This is a genomic window from Mucilaginibacter sp. (assembly GCF_039207105.1).
Taxonomy (GTDB): domain Bacteria; phylum Bacteroidota; class Bacteroidia; order Sphingobacteriales; family Sphingobacteriaceae; genus Mucilaginibacter.
This window is the reverse complement of record NZ_JBCECK010000059.1, coordinates 16,116-31,584: the sequence shown is the minus strand read 5'-3', so window position 1 is coordinate 31,584 and position 15,469 is coordinate 16,116. Positions and strand designations below refer to the sequence as shown.

Below are 15,469 nucleotides of genomic sequence, written 5' to 3'. Positions count from 1 at the left end.
AAACTACGGGATAATTTCCGACATTTGCGCCGTTAGAACTTTTAGTTATAGGCTATAACCAATCATCTTATATGAATTACAACATCAATAATTTGCCCGAACGTACAGCAAAGCCCCGTGATAAAGGTATTACTATGGTAATGGATAAAGGGCTTAGTTTAAGGCAGGTTGAAGATTTTTTAGAAGTAGGCGGGCCATATACCGATATTGTTAAATTAGGGTGGGCAACATCGTACGTTACCCCCAACCTGACTGAAAAAATAAAGCTATATCAACAAGCTGGCATACCGGTATATTTCGGCGGAACTTTATTTGAAGCCTTTATTGTACGTAACCAGTTTGATGATTACTGCCGCATATTAGATAAATACAAGCTGGAGCATTGCGAAGTATCTGACGGTTCCATCGAAATTGAACATGATGTTAAATGTGAATACATCAGCAAGCTGGCCAAACAGGTAACGGTGATATCTGAAGTGGGTTCAAAAGATGTGCAAAAAATATTTGCGCCTTATAAATGGATCAAACTAATGAGCGCCGAAATTGAAGCCGGCTCATGGAAAGTAATTGCCGAAGCCCGCGAAAGTGGTAATGTTGGCATCTACCGTGATTCGGGCGAGGTAAGGCAGGGCCTGGTTGATGAGATCCTGACACAAATACCCGAAGAATCTATTATCTGGGAAGCTCCTCAAAAAGCCCAGCAGGTTTGGTTTATTAAACTGATTGGCGCTAACGTAAGCCTCGGCAATATTGCCCCGGCGGATATCATCCCGCTGGAAACCTTAAGGCTGGGTATCCGGAGTGATACATTTGATCACTTTATAAATTTGTAACTTTTTTTGACTGATCTTACTATAAAGTTAACGGAGCCTTCGGATTAATTTCTGAGGGCTTTTTTATGATATAGGTCAATTCAAAATGTGCTTTCATTTCTTATCTTTCCTGTATAAAGCCACATGATCATTTATTGAAATTTCAGAATAAAGATAATGACCACTAAAGCCGAGATCTCAGATCAAACTCCGGTACAAGTATATTCCGATAATTCCATTGAAGTTGCCGCCTTGCTTACGCTTTCAGGTGGTTTCCTGGATGTATTTACTTATGTTGGTCACGGGCATGTGTTTGCCAACTCCATGACGGGCAATATTGTGTTTTTGGGCATGTACTCGGCAATGGGCAACTGGCAACAGGCTATGCGGCATATTCCCCCCATCATCGCGTTTTTAACAGGTGTGTTTGTGGCCTACCGTATGCATTTACCATCTGTATTAAAATATCTACCCAAACCAGCCTTAACCTGTTTGGGCCTGGAGATCATCGTATTGATAGCGGCTTCCTTTTTGTCCAGTTCTTTTCCGGATATATTGCTGGTATTAGCTATAGCGCTTGTAGCCGCTATGCAAAATTCGAGCTTTACCAAACTTGAACTGTGGGCTTACAACTCCGTAATGACCACCGGTAACCTGCGCCGTTTTGCCGAAGCTTTTTTCAGAGGAACAATGCCTGCGCGTGATCCGATTGCCCTTCGCGAAGCACGTTTGTTTGGTTTTGTATGCCTGTGCTTTTTGGCGGGTGCTGTTTTAGCCGCTTTAACTACGCCCAAACTGCATGATCTCGCTCTCTTTATACCTGCCGGTACCTTATTTATTGCATTTGTTATTTGCTGGCGCCGGCAGGAGGCAAGGTTTTTGCGCTTCAAGCGTAAAGGTAAATTTCCGCCTGCGGGGCAGTAGTTTTTCATAACTTATTAAATTGTTGCTAATATTACGCCATGAAACAATACGGACTTATAGGCTATCCACTTTCACACTCTTTTTCAAAGAACTATTTCACCGAAAAATTCCAAACCGAAAATATTACCGATGCCGCTTATGAACTGTATCCCCTTGAAAATGTAAAAGATTTGCAGGATCTGCTGGATAAGTACCCCAATATTTGCGGACTGAATGTAACTATTCCTCATAAAGTAGCGGTATTACCCTTTTTGGATTGGATTGAGCACGATGCACGCAAGGCCGGGGCGGTAAACTGCATCTGTGTTATAGCTGAAAGTCCGCTGCAGGCAGCCTTTACAGGTGAAGTTGGTGTTGAAGGCCATGATTTCAGGCTGGAGGGATATAACACAGACCTGTATGGTTTCGAAATGTCAATAAAGCCATTAATTAAAGATAGTAACGATGAGGCTCTGGTATTGGGCGATGGCGGTGCTGCCAAGGCTGTAAAATGTGTGTTGGAAAATATGGGCATAGCCTTTAAAACAGTTACCCGCAAACCACATCCAGGGCATATTTTATTTGATGAGCTTAAGCCCCATCATATTGAACAACATAAAATCATCATTAATACAACACCTTTAGGCACTGCACCTAAAATTGATGAATGCCCGCCTATTCCGTATGAATCCATTACCGACAGGCATTTATTATATGATCTGATATATAATCCCGAAGAAACTTTGTTTTTAAAAAAAGGGCGCGAGCGCGGCGCTACAACCAAAAACGGTTATGAAATGCTGATACTCCAGGCCGAGCGTTCATGGGAAATATGGAATACGAAAGATAACCGCTTATGAGATATACAGGTTTAGCACTTATCCTGATCCTGCTTTTTACAGCTTGCGGAGGCAACCATGATTATTCGCCTAAACCGCGCGGGTATTTCAGGATCGCTTTTCCCAAAAAGGAATATCAGCAATATAATGAGGGCTGTCCTTATACTTTCAGTTACCCGAAATATGCTATTATCGAACCTGATAAGGCAAAAGGAGCAAAATCTTGCTGGGTAAATATGCAGTTTCCGCAATTTAAAGCCACACTGCACCTTAGCTACCAACCGGTAACCTCTAAAAAGGTGTTTAATGAATTAGTAGAAGATGCCCGCACATTTGCCTTTAAACATACGGTAAAAGCAACCTCTATTGATGAAGGCGTTATAGGCTATCCTAATCGCAAAGTTTACGGTATTTATTACACTATTGATGGCAACGCGGCATCATCGGCACAATTTTTCTTAACAGATAGTACTAAAAATTATTTGCGTGGGGCTCTTTATTTTAACAGCGAACCCCGTCTGGATTCCATTCAACCGGTGCTCAGCTTTATTAAAAAGGATATGGAAGTAATGATCAAGACATTTAAGTGGAAGAATTAGCCCTAAAACCGACTGGTATTTAGTGTAGTTAAACTTTGTTTAACTTAATAAAAAAATATTTTAATTTAAACCAAATAATCGAAATCCGACCGTCAAGCAATTACGTTAGTATAGCTAACCAATACTAACGAGATGAAAGATTTGCTAAACTTTAAAATAAGAGCAATTGCAGCTAACATCAGGAATACCAGGGAAAGCTTGAATTACACGCAGGAATATCTTGCTGCAAAATTGTCTATATCGCAAAACGCTTATAGCAAAATTGAATTGGGTTATACTAAAATAACCGTTGAGCGGCTTTTTCAGATAGCGGCCATATTAGAAGCCGATGTTCATGATCTTATCAACACAGAAAAAGTAGTTGCAGCTTAGCAATCCACTTATAAGACTTAAAGCGATATTTTATTTCCTCTAATTTATTAAGATCTGCTTTCGGGCTTGCTGTTTGGCTTTTGTCTGGCTTATTTCCTCAGCTTTGTTTTTTATGCGTTAAGCTTTAAACTTATCTTTGCGGCATATGGAAAATAACAGCCTGATAGATGCAACTGCACAATTTGTACGTAATACATTGCAAAATGCCGAAGGGGGGCATGATTGGTGGCATATACACCGGGTTTGGACAAATGCTAAACTGATAGCCCAAACAGAAAACGCTGATACACTTACCGTTGAACTGGCGGCCCTATTACATGATATTGCCGATAGCAAGTTTCATAATGGTGATGAGGAAATAGGTCCTGCTACCGCTGGTAAATATCTGCGTAGCGTGAACGTCGATGAAGCCATTGCTGAACACGTGCAGCAAATCATCAGGCACATGTCTTTCAAGGCGAGTTTTGATAGGCAGACCTTTCATTCACCCGAGTTGGCTATAGTGCAGGATGCCGACCGTTTGGATGCTATTGGCGCCATTGGCATTGCCCGGGCGTTTACTTATGGCGGCTTTAAAGGCCGTGAGCTATACAATCCGGAAATTAAACCCAACCTGAATATGAGTAAAGAAGAGTATAAAAACTCTTCGGCCCCAACAATCAACCATTTTTACGAAAAGCTGTTGTTGCTTAAAGATAAAATGAATACTCAGACCGGTAAAAAGCTGGCACAGCAACGGCATGATTTCATGGAAACTTATTTACAACAATTCTATATGGAGTGCGGAAGCTAAGTTTTTAAATAAAGTTTAGTTTCTTTGCGCAAAATTGAGGCTTATGAAAAAAATCTTACTAATTACCTCTATTCTTCTGAATATTGCTCTTACTTCTTACGCACAAGATACCCTAAAACAACAACGTTTTAATTTACATTTCCAACAAACGGTAATTACCCAGGCTAAGCCTTCGTTTAGCGCCGATTATTCGGGGCTTAATAGTTTAAGTACCAAAGGCGAAACCCAAAGCTCATTAACCACCACACTTTTTGGTGGTGCAAGGTTATGGAAAGGTGCCGAGGCTTATTTTAATCCTGAACTTTCTGGCGGTTCTGGTTTGAGCAAAACGCTGGGTGCAGCGGGCTTCCCCAATGGCGAAACATTCAGGGTTGGTGCCGCTGAACCTAAAATTTATATTGCCCGCTTATATTTTACCCAAAACTTTGAGTGGGGTAAAGAAAAAGATACCCTTACCGATGATGCCAACCAGTTAGCCGGTTTAAAAAGCAAACGCTATTTTTCTGTTACCGTGGGTAAATTTGGTATGGCCGATTTTTATGACGGTAATGAGTTTAGTCATGATCCGCGTACACAGTTCATGAACTGGTCATTGATGGATAACGGAGCATGGGATTATCCGGCCAACACGCGTGGTTATGTAATGGGTTCACATTTTGAATTGGGTATGCCTACCTGGACCCTGCGCTTCGCCTTTACCATGTCAACCACTACCGCCAACGGCGCTATCTGGGACGCCAAAATAGGACATGCCAATACACAAACCTTAGAGTACGAAAAACGGTATACACTCAATGGCAATAAAGGTACAGTACGCATATTAGGATTCCGTAACAATGGTAAAATGGGCGACTATCGCCAGGCGCTGGCAGTAAGTCCGGTAAACCCGGTGGTGGATACCAACCTGGTGTATGGCAAGCATAAATACGGCTTTGGCATTAGTGCCGACCAATACCTGAGCAAAGATTTTGGTGTATTTGCCAAAGTAAGTTACAATGATGGCCATACCGAAACCTGGTATTTTACCGAGATCGATCGCTCACTGAGTTTTGGCGGTGTACTAAAAGGTAACTCCTGGAAACGGGGCGATGACGAACTGGGACTGGCATTTGTGGCCAATGGCCTTTCAGCTCCTCATAAAGATTATCTGGCAGCAGGTGGTTATGGATTTATTATTGGCGACGGTAAGTTGAATTACGGCCATGAGATGATTGCCGAGTTGTATTATAAGATTAACGCCTTTCAGAAAAAGGTTTGGCTTACACCCGATTATCAATTTATCGTGAACCCGGCTTATAATAAAGACCGTGGCCCGGTAAATGTATTTTCACTGCGGGCACACGTGGAGTTTTAGTGAGATAAGGCTTGTCATTTACATGAGGAATCGACTGCCTGAAAACTTACGAAGTTTTTAAAACTTCGTAAGTTTTGGAAATACGCACGCCACCTAAGCTCTATTGAAATGACAAAAATTCTTTAGTCGAACTTTATCCCCACACAGCCAGCACTCCAAAATAAATAAGCATACAGGCCGAGCTTAAAAAATTCATGCGCATGGCATTTTTAAAATCAGCGTTTTCAGTTGATTGGCCAACCTTGTAAAACCAGTAATTAAAAAATAAAAATATGGGTAATGCGCACAGCAGGAAAAAGTAAAAGTTCAGCATCATGCCGGCAATATGCCAGTAATAGTATGATAGCCCGATGCCTGCGGCAAATAACACTCCCGAAAAAATGAACGAGCCTTTATAGCCTAATAAAAGGCTCAGCGTACGGTCGCCTCGGCGGCTGTCTTCAGCATGCTGATAAACCTGAGTAAGCGGGTACGACGCCCCGATCAGGCACGAACATATTGCCCCCGCCACTATAAACCCGGTATCCCAGTGGTCAAATAAACTTGATCCGCTTAAGGCAGTGTAGGTAGTATAATAAATAAAAGCCCCCTGAAAAAAGAAAACCGTAAGGAAACTAATGATCGGGTATTTCTTTAGTCGTGTAGCCGGGTGGCTATATAGTTTAGACATAATGCCATACAACAGCACCGCTAAGGCAAATTCCCAGCTAATTAAAAAACCCAGCAAAAAGGCTGCTGCTTCCAACAATATCGAAAAATAATAAAGGCTGATATCCACCTCAGGTGGCTTGGCCAAAAGCGCTATACTGTCCTCATCTCTGTCAAAATAACTGTTATAACCATTACTTGCGGGGAAAGCCAGTAAATGCCATATAAAAAATATCAGTGCCGCCTGACCCATGTGAACAGCTTGTGCCTGGCTAAAAGCAAATAAATATACCGGAAGCAAAAAAACAGAAAAAACAAAACGGAGATGCGCCCACGCAGAGCGTGTAGGTATTAGTTGTTTGAATTTCATCCGGAAAAGTTTATTTTAAGGCAGTAAACGGTAGTAAACATAATTAAATTTTTAAAGGCAACCCCTGGTGATGTTAACTACGTAACTCTATTAAAGATAGTTGCTTTACTGCTTTATATAAAATATACATCCGGAATTGTTACAGTTTAATATGTTATGTTTAATTGTAGCGTTTATCAAATACACATATAGTATATCAATGAAGAAAATTTATGTCATCGCGCTTTTAGCGTTGTTATGCAGCAGCAGCTTCGCTCAGGTTAAAACAAGTATTACAAAATCAGCTATCACCTTTAAAATTAAAAATCTGGGGCTTAATACCAACGGTAATTTTAGTGGCCTGCAGGCCGATATTCAGTTTAAACCGACTGATTTAGCCGGCAGTAGTATCAATGCTTCTGTTGATGCAACCACCGTTAACACAGACAACACCATGCGCGATGATCACTTAAAGGGCACTGATTATTTTAATGTGGCAACCTATCCTAAGATCACGCTAAAGTCGGTATCATTTAAACATACCAAGGGAGACAACTATTTGGGTAATTTCAACGTAACTATAAAAGATAAAACAAAGCTGATTGAAGTGCCTTTTACTTATACCGAAGCGGGGAACACTGCCAGCTTTAATGGCAGTTTTAAAATTAACCGTTCAGATTTTGGTATCGGGGGCAAAAACATGGTACTCTCCAATGAGGCTACCGTAGAGGTAAACGCGGAGATCAGCAAATAAAATAATATTTATATCCTTTTGAATGAATAGTTGCATTAGTGCCATTGGGGTGGCCAACCCTGACAACCGTATTGCCCAAAATGACATTTACCATTTTATGGTGCATGCCTTTGGTTTGAATGCCACTCATGCGGCAAGGCTTAAAAGCATTTATGACCATTCTGGCATTGATTACCGCTATTCTGTTATTCCTGATTTTGCACATACCGATCCGTCGCAGTATACTTTTTTTGAACCTACAACCGATCTTGAACCTTTTCCAGGAACCAAAGAGCGTTTAAAGTTGTACGAAAAAGAGGCCATAGCCATAGCTATTCAAGCAGTTCAAAATTGTCTGAGCGGTTTTGAGGATGGTATATTGCAAAAGATAACCCACCTGGTTACTGTAAGCTGTACCGGCATGCATGCGCCCGGAATTGATATTGAACTGGTTGAAAAGCTACAGCTAAACCGTGATACCGAGCGTACCTGTATTAATTTTATGGGCTGCTATGGGGCTATTAACGCCCTCAAAGTAGCCGATTATATTTGCCGTGCCGAGCCTGATGCTAAGGTACTGGTAGTAAGTGTGGAGTTATGCACCCTTCATTTTCAAAAGGTAAATACGTTGGATAATTGGGTGGCCAACTCGCTGTTTAGTGATGGCGCCGCCGCTGTACTGGTTGAAAATACTGCCAACCGTTTAGGCAAGGGAACTTATCTGTCATTAAAAAACTTTTATACCGAATTTGTAACCGAGGCGCGTGATGATATGGGCTGGTATGTGGGCAATACCGGTTTCGAGATGATATTAACCTCGCGTGTGTCCAAGCAAATCAAAAAGCACATCAAACCTTTAATGGACCGCTTTTTACAAAAAGTTAAGCTTGATGCCGGGCAAATTACTTCCTACGCCGTTCACCCGGGCGGGCGTAAAATATTGGAGGCCGTTGAAATAGCGCTGGAATTACCAGAGGAAAGTAATGCTTTTGCCTACCAAACACTGCAGGAGTATGGTAACATGTCGTCGGCTACCATTTTGTTTGTTTTGCAGAAAATGCTGGCGGCGCAAAATCTCAACGGGCAAAAAATAATGAGCTTTGCTTTTGGCCCGGGCCTAACGGTTGAGGGCATGATATTGGAAATGCAAAAGCCATGAATGATGTAATTATAGTAGGCGGCGGTTTGGCGGGTTTGGTTAACGCCATATTATTAAACCGGGCCGGCCTTAAAGTTACATTGATCGAAAAAAAAACATACCCCATGCACCGGGTATGCGGAGAGTATATATCCAACGAGGTTATCCCTTTTCTGAAAACGCTGGGTATTGATCTGGATGAATTAAATGTCGCCCGCATTAACCGGCTCGAGGTAACCGCAGTATCGGGCATCAAACTTTCTCAAAAATTGGATCTGGGGGGCTTTGGTTTAAGCCGGTTTACTTTTGATAATTTGTTATATCAAAAAGGCCTGGTCGAAGGGGTGAACTTCATGACGGGTACCCGTGCAGAGGATATCCGTTTTGTGAATAATCATTTTGAAGTGGTAACTCCCGGCAATGTGCTCACCGCACCGTTGGTAATTGGCTCATTTGGCAAGCGCTCTAATTTGGACCAAAAATTGAAACGTCCGTTCTTTTTAAAGCGCAGCCCGTACCTGGCGGTAAAGTTTCATATCCGTATGGATCTGCCTGATGACTTGATACAACTTAATAATTATAAAGACGGCTATTGCGGTGTAAGTAAAACCGATGGCGACCGCTATTGTATGTGTTATATGGCTCACCGCGATGATCTGCGTAAATACGGTACATTGCAAGGGCTCGAGGAGAATGTGATCCGCAAGAATCCCTACCTGGATGATATTTTTCGTAATGCCGAGTTTTTGCTGGACAAGCCCGAGGTAATTAATGAGATATCCTTTGAAAAGAAAGCACCCGTTGATGATCATATACTCATGAGCGGCGATACCGCCGGTATGATAGCCCCGCTTTGTGGCAACGGCATGACGATGGCCATCCATTCGGCCAAAATACTGTCTGAAAAAATCATCCGTTATTATAAACCTGGTAGTTTTACCGCAGAAGCCCGGGCCGCGCTTGAAGCTGATTATACACAAAACTGGAACCATCAGTTTGCCAGGCGTTTGTGGGTAGGGCGGCAATTGCAACGCTTATTTGGCAATAATAATACCACCGCGCTTACTTTGAAAGCTTTAAGCAGCATGCCTGCAGTATCTGGTTTTTTGATCAGTAAAACGCACGGCAAACCTTTTGCCTGATACCGACGTATTGATTACATGACAAACTTAACCGCACGTGCCTTTGATGCCGAAATAATGGACGACTTTGATCTGCCTGCCAGCGAAATTGCACCGGTTTTGGCGGGTCTGGGTAAGGTGAACGCTTTATTTGGCGGGCATAACAGTACTATTAAAGCATTAAAAGAATTTCCAATACAAACAGGTTATTCGGTAAGCGACTGGGGCTGCGGCGGTGGCGACGCGCTGATTGCCATAGCCAAATGGGGAGTCAAAAATAAACTCAAACTAAAACTCACAGGTATTGATGCTGCCCGTTCGGCGGTTAATTTTGCGTTGGAAGCATCATCTGCGCACAGGAATGTCAACTACTTGCAAGCAGACGTGATTGCCGATGCGGATTGCATACCGCAATTTGATATCATCATCAGCAGCCTGTTCACCCATCATTTTGATGATAAGGAATGGGTACAGCTTATCAACAACATGCAGGCTTCAGCACATAAAGGTATCATCATTACCGATCTGCACCGGCATTGGGTGTTATACTATGCCATTTGGTTAATTACACGTATTTTTACACGCAGTGAAATGGCACGTAACGATGGCCCGCTTTCTGTAAAACGGGCATTTAAAAAAGCAGAATTAATTGCTCTATTAAAAAGTGCAGGAATTGATAACTATAATTTAACATGGCATTGGCCATTCCGTTGGCGGTTAATCATCCGCAAATCGTAACTTTACGGTTATGAATTTGCGTGTACTGGTTTTAATAACCGCGCTGGGCGTAGCTATAACGCTTTCGGCAGTTAACTTTTACTTTCAGCACAAGTGGTACGATGTAATGGTAACCTTTTTGGCTACACTCATTACCAGCTATGTGGTTTTCTATTACCTCATTGAAAAGTACATCTACTCCCGCATCAAACTTATTTACAAACTTATTCATAACCTGAAACTTGGTCGTGACCTGCGTGATGCCCTGGGTGAGCACGTAAGCGCCAACCCCATTAATGATGTGGAACAGGAAGTGAAGGAATGGGCCAAGCAAAAAAAGATAGAGATTGACGAGCTGCGCAAGCAGGAAAAATTTCGCCGTGATTTTTTGTCGAATATCTCACATGAGTTTAAAACCCCGCTTTTTGCCATTCAGGGTTATATTGAAGCCTTACAGGATGATGATTTTGAAGACCGTGAAATGGCACGCCAATTTCTCGAAAAAGCATCAAAAAATGTTGATCGCCTGAGCTATCTGATCAAAGATCTGGATGAGATCTCTAAACTGGAATCGGGCGAAATACCGATCAATTACAGCAAATTCAAGATCAATGACCTGATCAAAGAGGTTTTTGAATCGTTAGAGATCAAAGGCAAGCAATACCATATTAAATTAATATTTAAACAAAAATACGATGAGGGCATCCTGGTATATGCCGATCGTGAAAAAATAAGGCAGGTTTTGGTTAACCTGATCGATAACTCCTTTAAGTATGGTAAGGAAGAAGGCAGCACTTCGGTAAGCCTTTTTGTACTGCATGACCAGGTATTGGTTGAGGTAACAGATGATGGTATCGGGATTGAAGAAAAATTTCTTCCACGCTTGTTTGAGCGCTTTTATCGTACAGATAGCAGCCGATCAAGACAAATTGGTGGCTCTGGTTTAGGGCTGGCTATTGTAAAGCATATTATTGAGGCACATCAGCAAACCATTAACGTACGCAGTACCGAAGGTTTAGGTTCAACATTTGGTTTTACACTGCAAATTGCTAAACAAACCATACATTTACCCAATATACCAGTGTTAAAAAGTTAACATTAACTTAACATAACAGCCGTACCTTTACTCCAATTTAGAGCAACTATGTCACTTAACAGCATATTCCAGTATTTTGTACCCAAGGATAAGAAAATATTTTTTCCTTTATTTGAACAAGCGGCAAACAATGTAGTTACTATGGCTACAGTATTGGTTGAGGCTGTTAACTCCAATAATGCTGCCACGCAGGAGGAACTGTACAAACAAATTGATAAGTTAGAGAACAAAGGCGATGAGCTTACCCACCAGATATACCTGGAACTGGGCAAAAACTTCATTACACCTTTTGACCGCGAAGATATACATGCCCTGGCTACAGCCATTGATGACGTTGCTGATTATATTCATGGGGCTGCAAACCGCATGAGCCTATATAAAATTGATGATTTCAGCGAGCACATCCGCAAATTATCAGACCTGATATTACAGGCCAGCATTGATCTGGAAAAAGCTGTTAAGGAATTAAAAGACCTCAGAAACGTACGTAACATTGCCGATTCCTGCATCAGGATAAACAGTGTGGAAAACCAGGCCGACTACGTTTTTGACCGTGCCGTGGCTGATCTGTTCCTTTACGAAAAAGATGCTATCCGCCTTATTAAATATAAAGAGATACTTGCTGCCCTTGAAACCGCAACCGACATGTGCGAAGATGCAGCCAATGTGATGGAATCAATTTTAGTTAAAAACGCGTAAGCATACTTAATCACCCCCATAGATGGTTACCTCCCTACTTGTAGTTGTTGTTGTTCTCGCCCTTTTGTTTGACTATACCAATGGTTTTCATGATGCTGCCAACTCAATTGCCACAATTGTATCAACCAAGGTACTAACCCCATTTCAGGCTGTTTTAATGGCCGCTATATTCAACTTTGCAGCTTATTTTTTCATTAAGGATCATAAGGTAGCTAATACAGTATCAAAAATTGTATTGGAGCACTTTGTTACTATACACGTAATATTGGCCGGTTTAATAGCCGCCATATCCTGGAATTTAATTACCTGGTGGTTTGGTATCCCTTCAAGCTCATCGCACACGCTTATTGGTGGTTTTGCCGGGGCAGGTATGGCTAACGCGCTTTATCTGCACGTAAATCCATTAAACGCTATTGAAATGGACTATGTGCTTACCATTATTGCCTATATAGTTTTGGCTCCTTTTATCGGTTTGATCATCGCTTATATAGTGACCATACTTATACTGCATATTTGTAAAAGGGCCAAGCCAGCTGTTGCCGAACGCTGGTTTAAGCGACTACAATTGGTTTCGGCAGCGGCACTTAGTTTTGCACATGGTGGTAACGATGCCCAAAAGGTAATGGGCATATTGTATGTAACACTGGTTACATCAAACGTAATTAAAAGCGGTGCGCCTATGCCCGAGTGGATACCGCTGGCCTGTTATTCGGCCATTGCGGCGGGTACCATGTCTGGTGGCTGGAAGATCGTAAAGACGATGGGCTCAAAAATCACCAAAGTAACCCCGTTAGAAGGAGTGAGCGCAGAAAGCGCGGGCGCTATAACCCTGTTTATTACAGAGCGCTTTGGTATACCGGTATCAACTACGCATACAATCACCGGTTCAATCATTGGTGTGGGCTTAACCAAACGTGTTTCTGCTGTGCGCTGGGGAGTAACTATTAACCTGGTATGGGCCTGGATCATTACCATTCCAATTTCGGCCCTGATTGCCGGTGGCGTATTTGCTTTGTTAAGAGTAATAGGTTAACCTTTTTCATCCCCTGCTTTTTTACTAAATTTAACAACCTATGAGATCAAAATTTTTAGTAATAACAGGCTTACTGGCTTTCATCACTTTTGCCAGTGTTGATACCCTTAACCAATCAGCCAGGGCTGCTACACCAGTACAAATAATCCCTACCAATTTAGAGATAGGTAACGGACTTAAACAGGCACTTGAAATTGCTACCGGCAAAAGCTCAGACCAGCTATCGGCCGTGAATGGCTTTTTTGGTAATGCTGCCGTTAAAATACTTTTTCCGCCCGAAGCACAAAAGGCCGAAAAAACATTGCGCAGTTTGGGTATGGGTAAACTGTGTGATAATGTAATATTATCGCTTAATCGCGCTGCTGAGGATGCCGCTAAACAGGCTAAGCCTATTTTTGTGGATGCCCTTAAGCAAATGACATTACAGGATGTAAGTAATATTTTGCTGGGAAAACAAGATGCCGCTACCCAATATTTTAAGCGCACTACTACCGCTCAGTTAACCGCCAAATTTAAACCGGTAATACAAAGCAGTCTCGGTAAAGCTAATGCCACCAAATACTATACAGACGCGGCATTAACCTACAATAAAGTACCCTTTGTAAAAAAACTGAATCCAGATATCAGCGATTACGCTACTCAGAAAGCTATTGATGGTTTATTTATAGAAATAGCCAAAGAGGAACTGAACATCCGGTCAAATTTAAGTGCCCGCAGCACCCCGCTATTACAAAAGGTATTTGCCTTTGCCGATAAAAAGAAATCCTGAGAGGATTAAATTGGTATATCATATGTCATTGAAGTACAACGCAATATCACGAACCCCCTTGTCATCCTGAGGAACGAAGGATCTATCGCCGAATAGATTCTTCACTACGTTCAGAATGACAAATTTGTGGATGGGTAAAGAGCTTACTTCTAACCTCGCCATGACGTGAGGTAGTATAAAATCTATCTTTTACTGCTTCTGAAATTTCACCTTAACATTAACCGTTTCAGGTTTGCTATTGGTGTTAGCCACCCAGGATGAACCGTTTTTGATCAGGTCAATGGCTTTTTGATCGGCTGTTGGGTTAAGGCTTTTTTTGATCTTGATATCTGTTACTTTTCCGTCAGGATTCACTATAAGTGTTACGTTCACCGTTCCCTCGGTGCCATCTGGTAACGAAGCGTTATTTTGCAGGTATTTTTTAAAATCGTCCCAGCCTATTTGCGGATGCGCACCTGCGGATTTTTTTGTCGCATAGCCAACTGTTACCACTTCGCTCAGCACACCCGGGATCTCATTGAGTTCAACCTTTACGCTATCGCCCCTTTTAGCGCTTATCTGTTTACGCTCATAACCTATAGAGGCAATATCAAGGGTCTCGTTATCGGCAGATACCGGCAGCGTAAAATACCCCTTTGTATCTGTCACAGTTGATTTGCTAGTACCCTTCACTCTGATAGCAGCCCCAATTACCGGCGATCCGTCAGTTTTTGATAAGATAATACCGGCAATTCGGCGGGCGTCAAATTGTGCTCCTGATTGACTAGCCGGAACGGCAGAAACACCATTTACCTTTCCCTGGAGCATTACTGTGGTAGGCTTTGAAGCCACTCTGGCTTTATTGTTATTAGCCAGCATATTCTCCATACTATCCTGTTTGCTTTTTGATGTATAATTCATCACTACAACCTCGCTTAGCTGCTGAGTGTGGTCTTTTTTATCATCCGGAGCTTTGGCAGGCTGAGCCGCATAGCCAGCCGCTACATTAGTTTCAGGAGCTGGCGCTGGCATACCAGCATCCGCGGCCGAAATTTCCTGCTGATACACAGATTTTTTCTCTGCCGGTTTTGCTATCTGATTATCTGCTGGCTTTAATACTGTTGGCTCTTTGGCGACCCTTTCATTTTGAGCAACCAAAGGAGCTTTAGCAACAGCGGCCGGAGCAGGAGCCGGCAAAGTATCTTTGCTTTTTTTAACCTGAATACTATCAACAGGTATTATATCAGCTGTTTTTTCGGAGGGCTCAGGTGTTTTTTTTAGCCATAAGCCTCCAATAGTCAGTATCACCAAAATTGATGCAGCTATTGACCATACTCTCCAGGATATAATGCGGCCTGTTTTCCAGGCGGTACGTTGATGCAGCCGTTCGGTTAGCAAGTTAAGGTTGGCCTGCTGGTCTTTACCGTTTGCCTCGTATCCCTCCAGGGCATCCATCAAAAACGGATCGTCAAGGGCCTCCTGCTCCAGCTTGTGCATGGCAGGGGCATTAAGTTC

Annotated in this window: 17 protein-coding genes; 15 read left to right on the top strand and 2 right to left on the bottom strand. The window is 42.3% G+C overall.

The genetic code is table 11. From position 1 onward, the window contains the following. Positions 1–71: 71 nt before the first annotated feature. The 7 genes from AAGC65_RS13620 to AAGC65_RS13590 all read left to right on the top strand — a co-directional run bounded on the left by AAGC65_RS13620 (position 72) and on the right by AAGC65_RS13590 (position 5,672). Complete coding sequence (locus AAGC65_RS13620; RefSeq protein ID WP_343113008.1) at positions 72–833, top strand: phosphosulfolactate synthase; 762 nt, start codon at positions 72–74, stop codon at positions 831–833. A gap of 156 nt (positions 834–989) precedes the next feature. Further along, complete coding sequence (locus tag AAGC65_RS13615; RefSeq protein ID WP_343113007.1) at positions 990–1,736, top strand: YoaK family protein; 747 nt, start codon at positions 990–992, stop codon at positions 1,734–1,736. A gap of 38 nt (positions 1,737–1,774) precedes the next feature. Beyond that, entirely contained in the window at positions 1,775–2,575 is an 801-nt protein-coding gene (aroE, locus tag AAGC65_RS13610) for a shikimate dehydrogenase (RefSeq protein WP_343113006.1), read from the top strand. Beyond that, the gene (gldD, locus tag AAGC65_RS13605) at positions 2,572–3,153 is read left to right on the top strand and encodes a gliding motility lipoprotein GldD (protein WP_343113005.1); all 582 of its coding nucleotides are present in this window, start codon (positions 2,572–2,574) and stop codon (positions 3,151–3,153) included. Before aroE ends, gldD begins: the two co-directional genes overlap by 4 nt. A 132-nt stretch (positions 3,154–3,285) precedes the next feature. Beyond that, positions 3,286–3,525 (top strand): helix-turn-helix transcriptional regulator, encoded by a 240-nt coding sequence (locus AAGC65_RS13600; RefSeq protein ID WP_343113004.1) that lies wholly within the window; start codon positions 3,286–3,288, stop codon positions 3,523–3,525. Between the two features lie 145 nt (positions 3,526–3,670). Beyond that, a complete protein-coding gene (locus AAGC65_RS13595; protein ID WP_343113003.1) occupies positions 3,671–4,318 on the top strand; it encodes an HD domain-containing protein in 648 nt (215 codons plus the stop codon). A 43-nt stretch (positions 4,319–4,361) separates the two neighbouring features. Then, positions 4,362–5,672: a carbohydrate porin gene (locus tag AAGC65_RS13590; RefSeq protein WP_343113002.1), complete on the top strand. Its 1,311-nt coding sequence runs from the start codon at positions 4,362–4,364 to the stop codon at positions 5,670–5,672. Positions 5,673–5,805: 133 nt separating this feature from the next. On the opposite strand, the gene AAGC65_RS13585 is transcribed toward AAGC65_RS13590, so the two are convergent. After that, positions 5,806–6,690, bottom strand: a complete 885-nt coding sequence (locus AAGC65_RS13585; protein WP_343113001.1) for a UbiA family prenyltransferase — start codon at positions 6,688–6,690, stop codon at positions 5,806–5,808. 199 nt (positions 6,691–6,889) lie between these two features. On the opposite strand from AAGC65_RS13585, the gene AAGC65_RS13580 reads away from it, so the two are divergent. Genes AAGC65_RS13580 through AAGC65_RS13545 form a run of 8 tightly spaced genes read left to right on the top strand, consistent with a single transcriptional unit; the run spans position 6,890 to position 13,975 of the window. Further along, positions 6,890–7,423 carry a YceI family protein gene (locus tag AAGC65_RS13580; protein WP_343113000.1) on the top strand — a complete coding sequence of 178 codons (534 nt, stop codon included), beginning with the start codon at positions 6,890–6,892 and terminating at the stop codon, positions 7,421–7,423. Between the two features lie 22 nt (positions 7,424–7,445). Continuing rightward, entirely contained in the window at positions 7,446–8,561 is a 1,116-nt protein-coding gene (locus AAGC65_RS13575) for a type III polyketide synthase (RefSeq protein ID WP_343112999.1), read from the top strand. Next, on the top strand, positions 8,558–9,682 hold the full coding sequence (locus AAGC65_RS13570) for an NAD(P)/FAD-dependent oxidoreductase (RefSeq protein ID WP_343112998.1): 1,125 nt from the start codon (positions 8,558–8,560) through the stop codon (positions 9,680–9,682). Before AAGC65_RS13575 ends, AAGC65_RS13570 begins: the two co-directional genes overlap by 4 nt. 18 nt (positions 9,683–9,700) lie before the next feature. Next, the gene (locus AAGC65_RS13565) at positions 9,701–10,399 is read left to right on the top strand and encodes a methyltransferase domain-containing protein (protein WP_343112997.1); all 699 of its coding nucleotides are present in this window, start codon (positions 9,701–9,703) and stop codon (positions 10,397–10,399) included. A 10-nt stretch (positions 10,400–10,409) separates the two neighbouring features. Next, positions 10,410–11,474 (top strand): ATP-binding protein, encoded by a 1,065-nt coding sequence (locus AAGC65_RS13560; RefSeq protein ID WP_343112996.1) that lies wholly within the window; start codon positions 10,410–10,412, stop codon positions 11,472–11,474. Positions 11,475–11,522: 48 nt separating this feature from the next. Further along, positions 11,523–12,173: a DUF47 family protein gene (locus AAGC65_RS13555; RefSeq protein WP_343112995.1), complete on the top strand. Its 651-nt coding sequence runs from the start codon at positions 11,523–11,525 to the stop codon at positions 12,171–12,173. A 22-nt stretch (positions 12,174–12,195) separates the two neighbouring features. After that, the gene (locus AAGC65_RS13550; protein WP_343112994.1) at positions 12,196–13,206 is read left to right on the top strand and encodes an inorganic phosphate transporter; all 1,011 of its coding nucleotides are present in this window, start codon (positions 12,196–12,198) and stop codon (positions 13,204–13,206) included. A gap of 40 nt (positions 13,207–13,246) precedes the next feature. After that, on the top strand, positions 13,247–13,975 hold the full coding sequence (locus AAGC65_RS13545) for a DUF4197 domain-containing protein (RefSeq protein WP_343112993.1): 729 nt from the start codon (positions 13,247–13,249) through the stop codon (positions 13,973–13,975). A 189-nt stretch (positions 13,976–14,164) separates the two neighbouring features. Here AAGC65_RS13545 and AAGC65_RS13540 read toward each other — a convergent pair whose 3' ends face one another. Next, complete coding sequence (locus tag AAGC65_RS13540) at positions 14,165–15,451, bottom strand: TonB family protein (RefSeq protein WP_343112992.1); 1,287 nt, start codon at positions 15,449–15,451, stop codon at positions 14,165–14,167. Between the last annotated feature and the right edge of the window lie 18 nt (positions 15,452–15,469).

Bases quoted from the DNA above. Each gene is read 5' to 3' on its own strand.
- AAGC65_RS13590 (WP_343113002.1), top strand. From the start codon at position 4,362: ATGAAAAAAATCTTACTAATTACCTCTATTCTTCTGAATATTGCTCTT.
- AAGC65_RS13575 (WP_343112999.1), top strand. From the start codon at position 7,446: ATGAATAGTTGCATTAGTGCCATTGGGGTGGCCAACCCTGACAACCGT.
- gldD (WP_343113005.1), top strand. From the start codon at position 2,572: ATGAGATATACAGGTTTAGCACTTATCCTGATCCTGCTTTTTACAGCT.
- AAGC65_RS13615 (WP_343113007.1), top strand. From the start codon at position 990: ATGACCACTAAAGCCGAGATCTCAGATCAAACTCCGGTACAAGTATAT.
- AAGC65_RS13585 (WP_343113001.1), bottom strand. From the start codon at position 6,690: ATGAAATTCAAACAACTAATACCTACACGCTCTGCGTGGGCGCATCTC.
- aroE (WP_343113006.1), top strand. From the start codon at position 1,775: ATGAAACAATACGGACTTATAGGCTATCCACTTTCACACTCTTTTTCA.
- AAGC65_RS13565 (WP_343112997.1), top strand. From the start codon at position 9,701: ATGACAAACTTAACCGCACGTGCCTTTGATGCCGAAATAATGGACGAC.
- AAGC65_RS13545 (WP_343112993.1), top strand. From the start codon at position 13,247: ATGAGATCAAAATTTTTAGTAATAACAGGCTTACTGGCTTTCATCACT.
- AAGC65_RS13620 (WP_343113008.1), top strand. From the start codon at position 72: ATGAATTACAACATCAATAATTTGCCCGAACGTACAGCAAAGCCCCGT.
- AAGC65_RS13550 (WP_343112994.1), top strand. From the start codon at position 12,196: ATGGTTACCTCCCTACTTGTAGTTGTTGTTGTTCTCGCCCTTTTGTTT.
- AAGC65_RS13555 (WP_343112995.1), top strand. From the start codon at position 11,523: ATGTCACTTAACAGCATATTCCAGTATTTTGTACCCAAGGATAAGAAA.
- AAGC65_RS13540 (WP_343112992.1), bottom strand. From the start codon at position 15,451: ATGCACAAGCTGGAGCAGGAGGCCCTTGACGATCCGTTTTTGATGGAT.
- AAGC65_RS13595 (WP_343113003.1), top strand. From the start codon at position 3,671: ATGGAAAATAACAGCCTGATAGATGCAACTGCACAATTTGTACGTAAT.
- AAGC65_RS13600 (WP_343113004.1), top strand. From the start codon at position 3,286: ATGAAAGATTTGCTAAACTTTAAAATAAGAGCAATTGCAGCTAACATC.
- AAGC65_RS13580 (WP_343113000.1), top strand. From the start codon at position 6,890: ATGAAGAAAATTTATGTCATCGCGCTTTTAGCGTTGTTATGCAGCAGC.
- AAGC65_RS13560 (WP_343112996.1), top strand. From the start codon at position 10,410: ATGAATTTGCGTGTACTGGTTTTAATAACCGCGCTGGGCGTAGCTATA.
- AAGC65_RS13570 (WP_343112998.1), top strand. From the start codon at position 8,558: ATGAATGATGTAATTATAGTAGGCGGCGGTTTGGCGGGTTTGGTTAAC.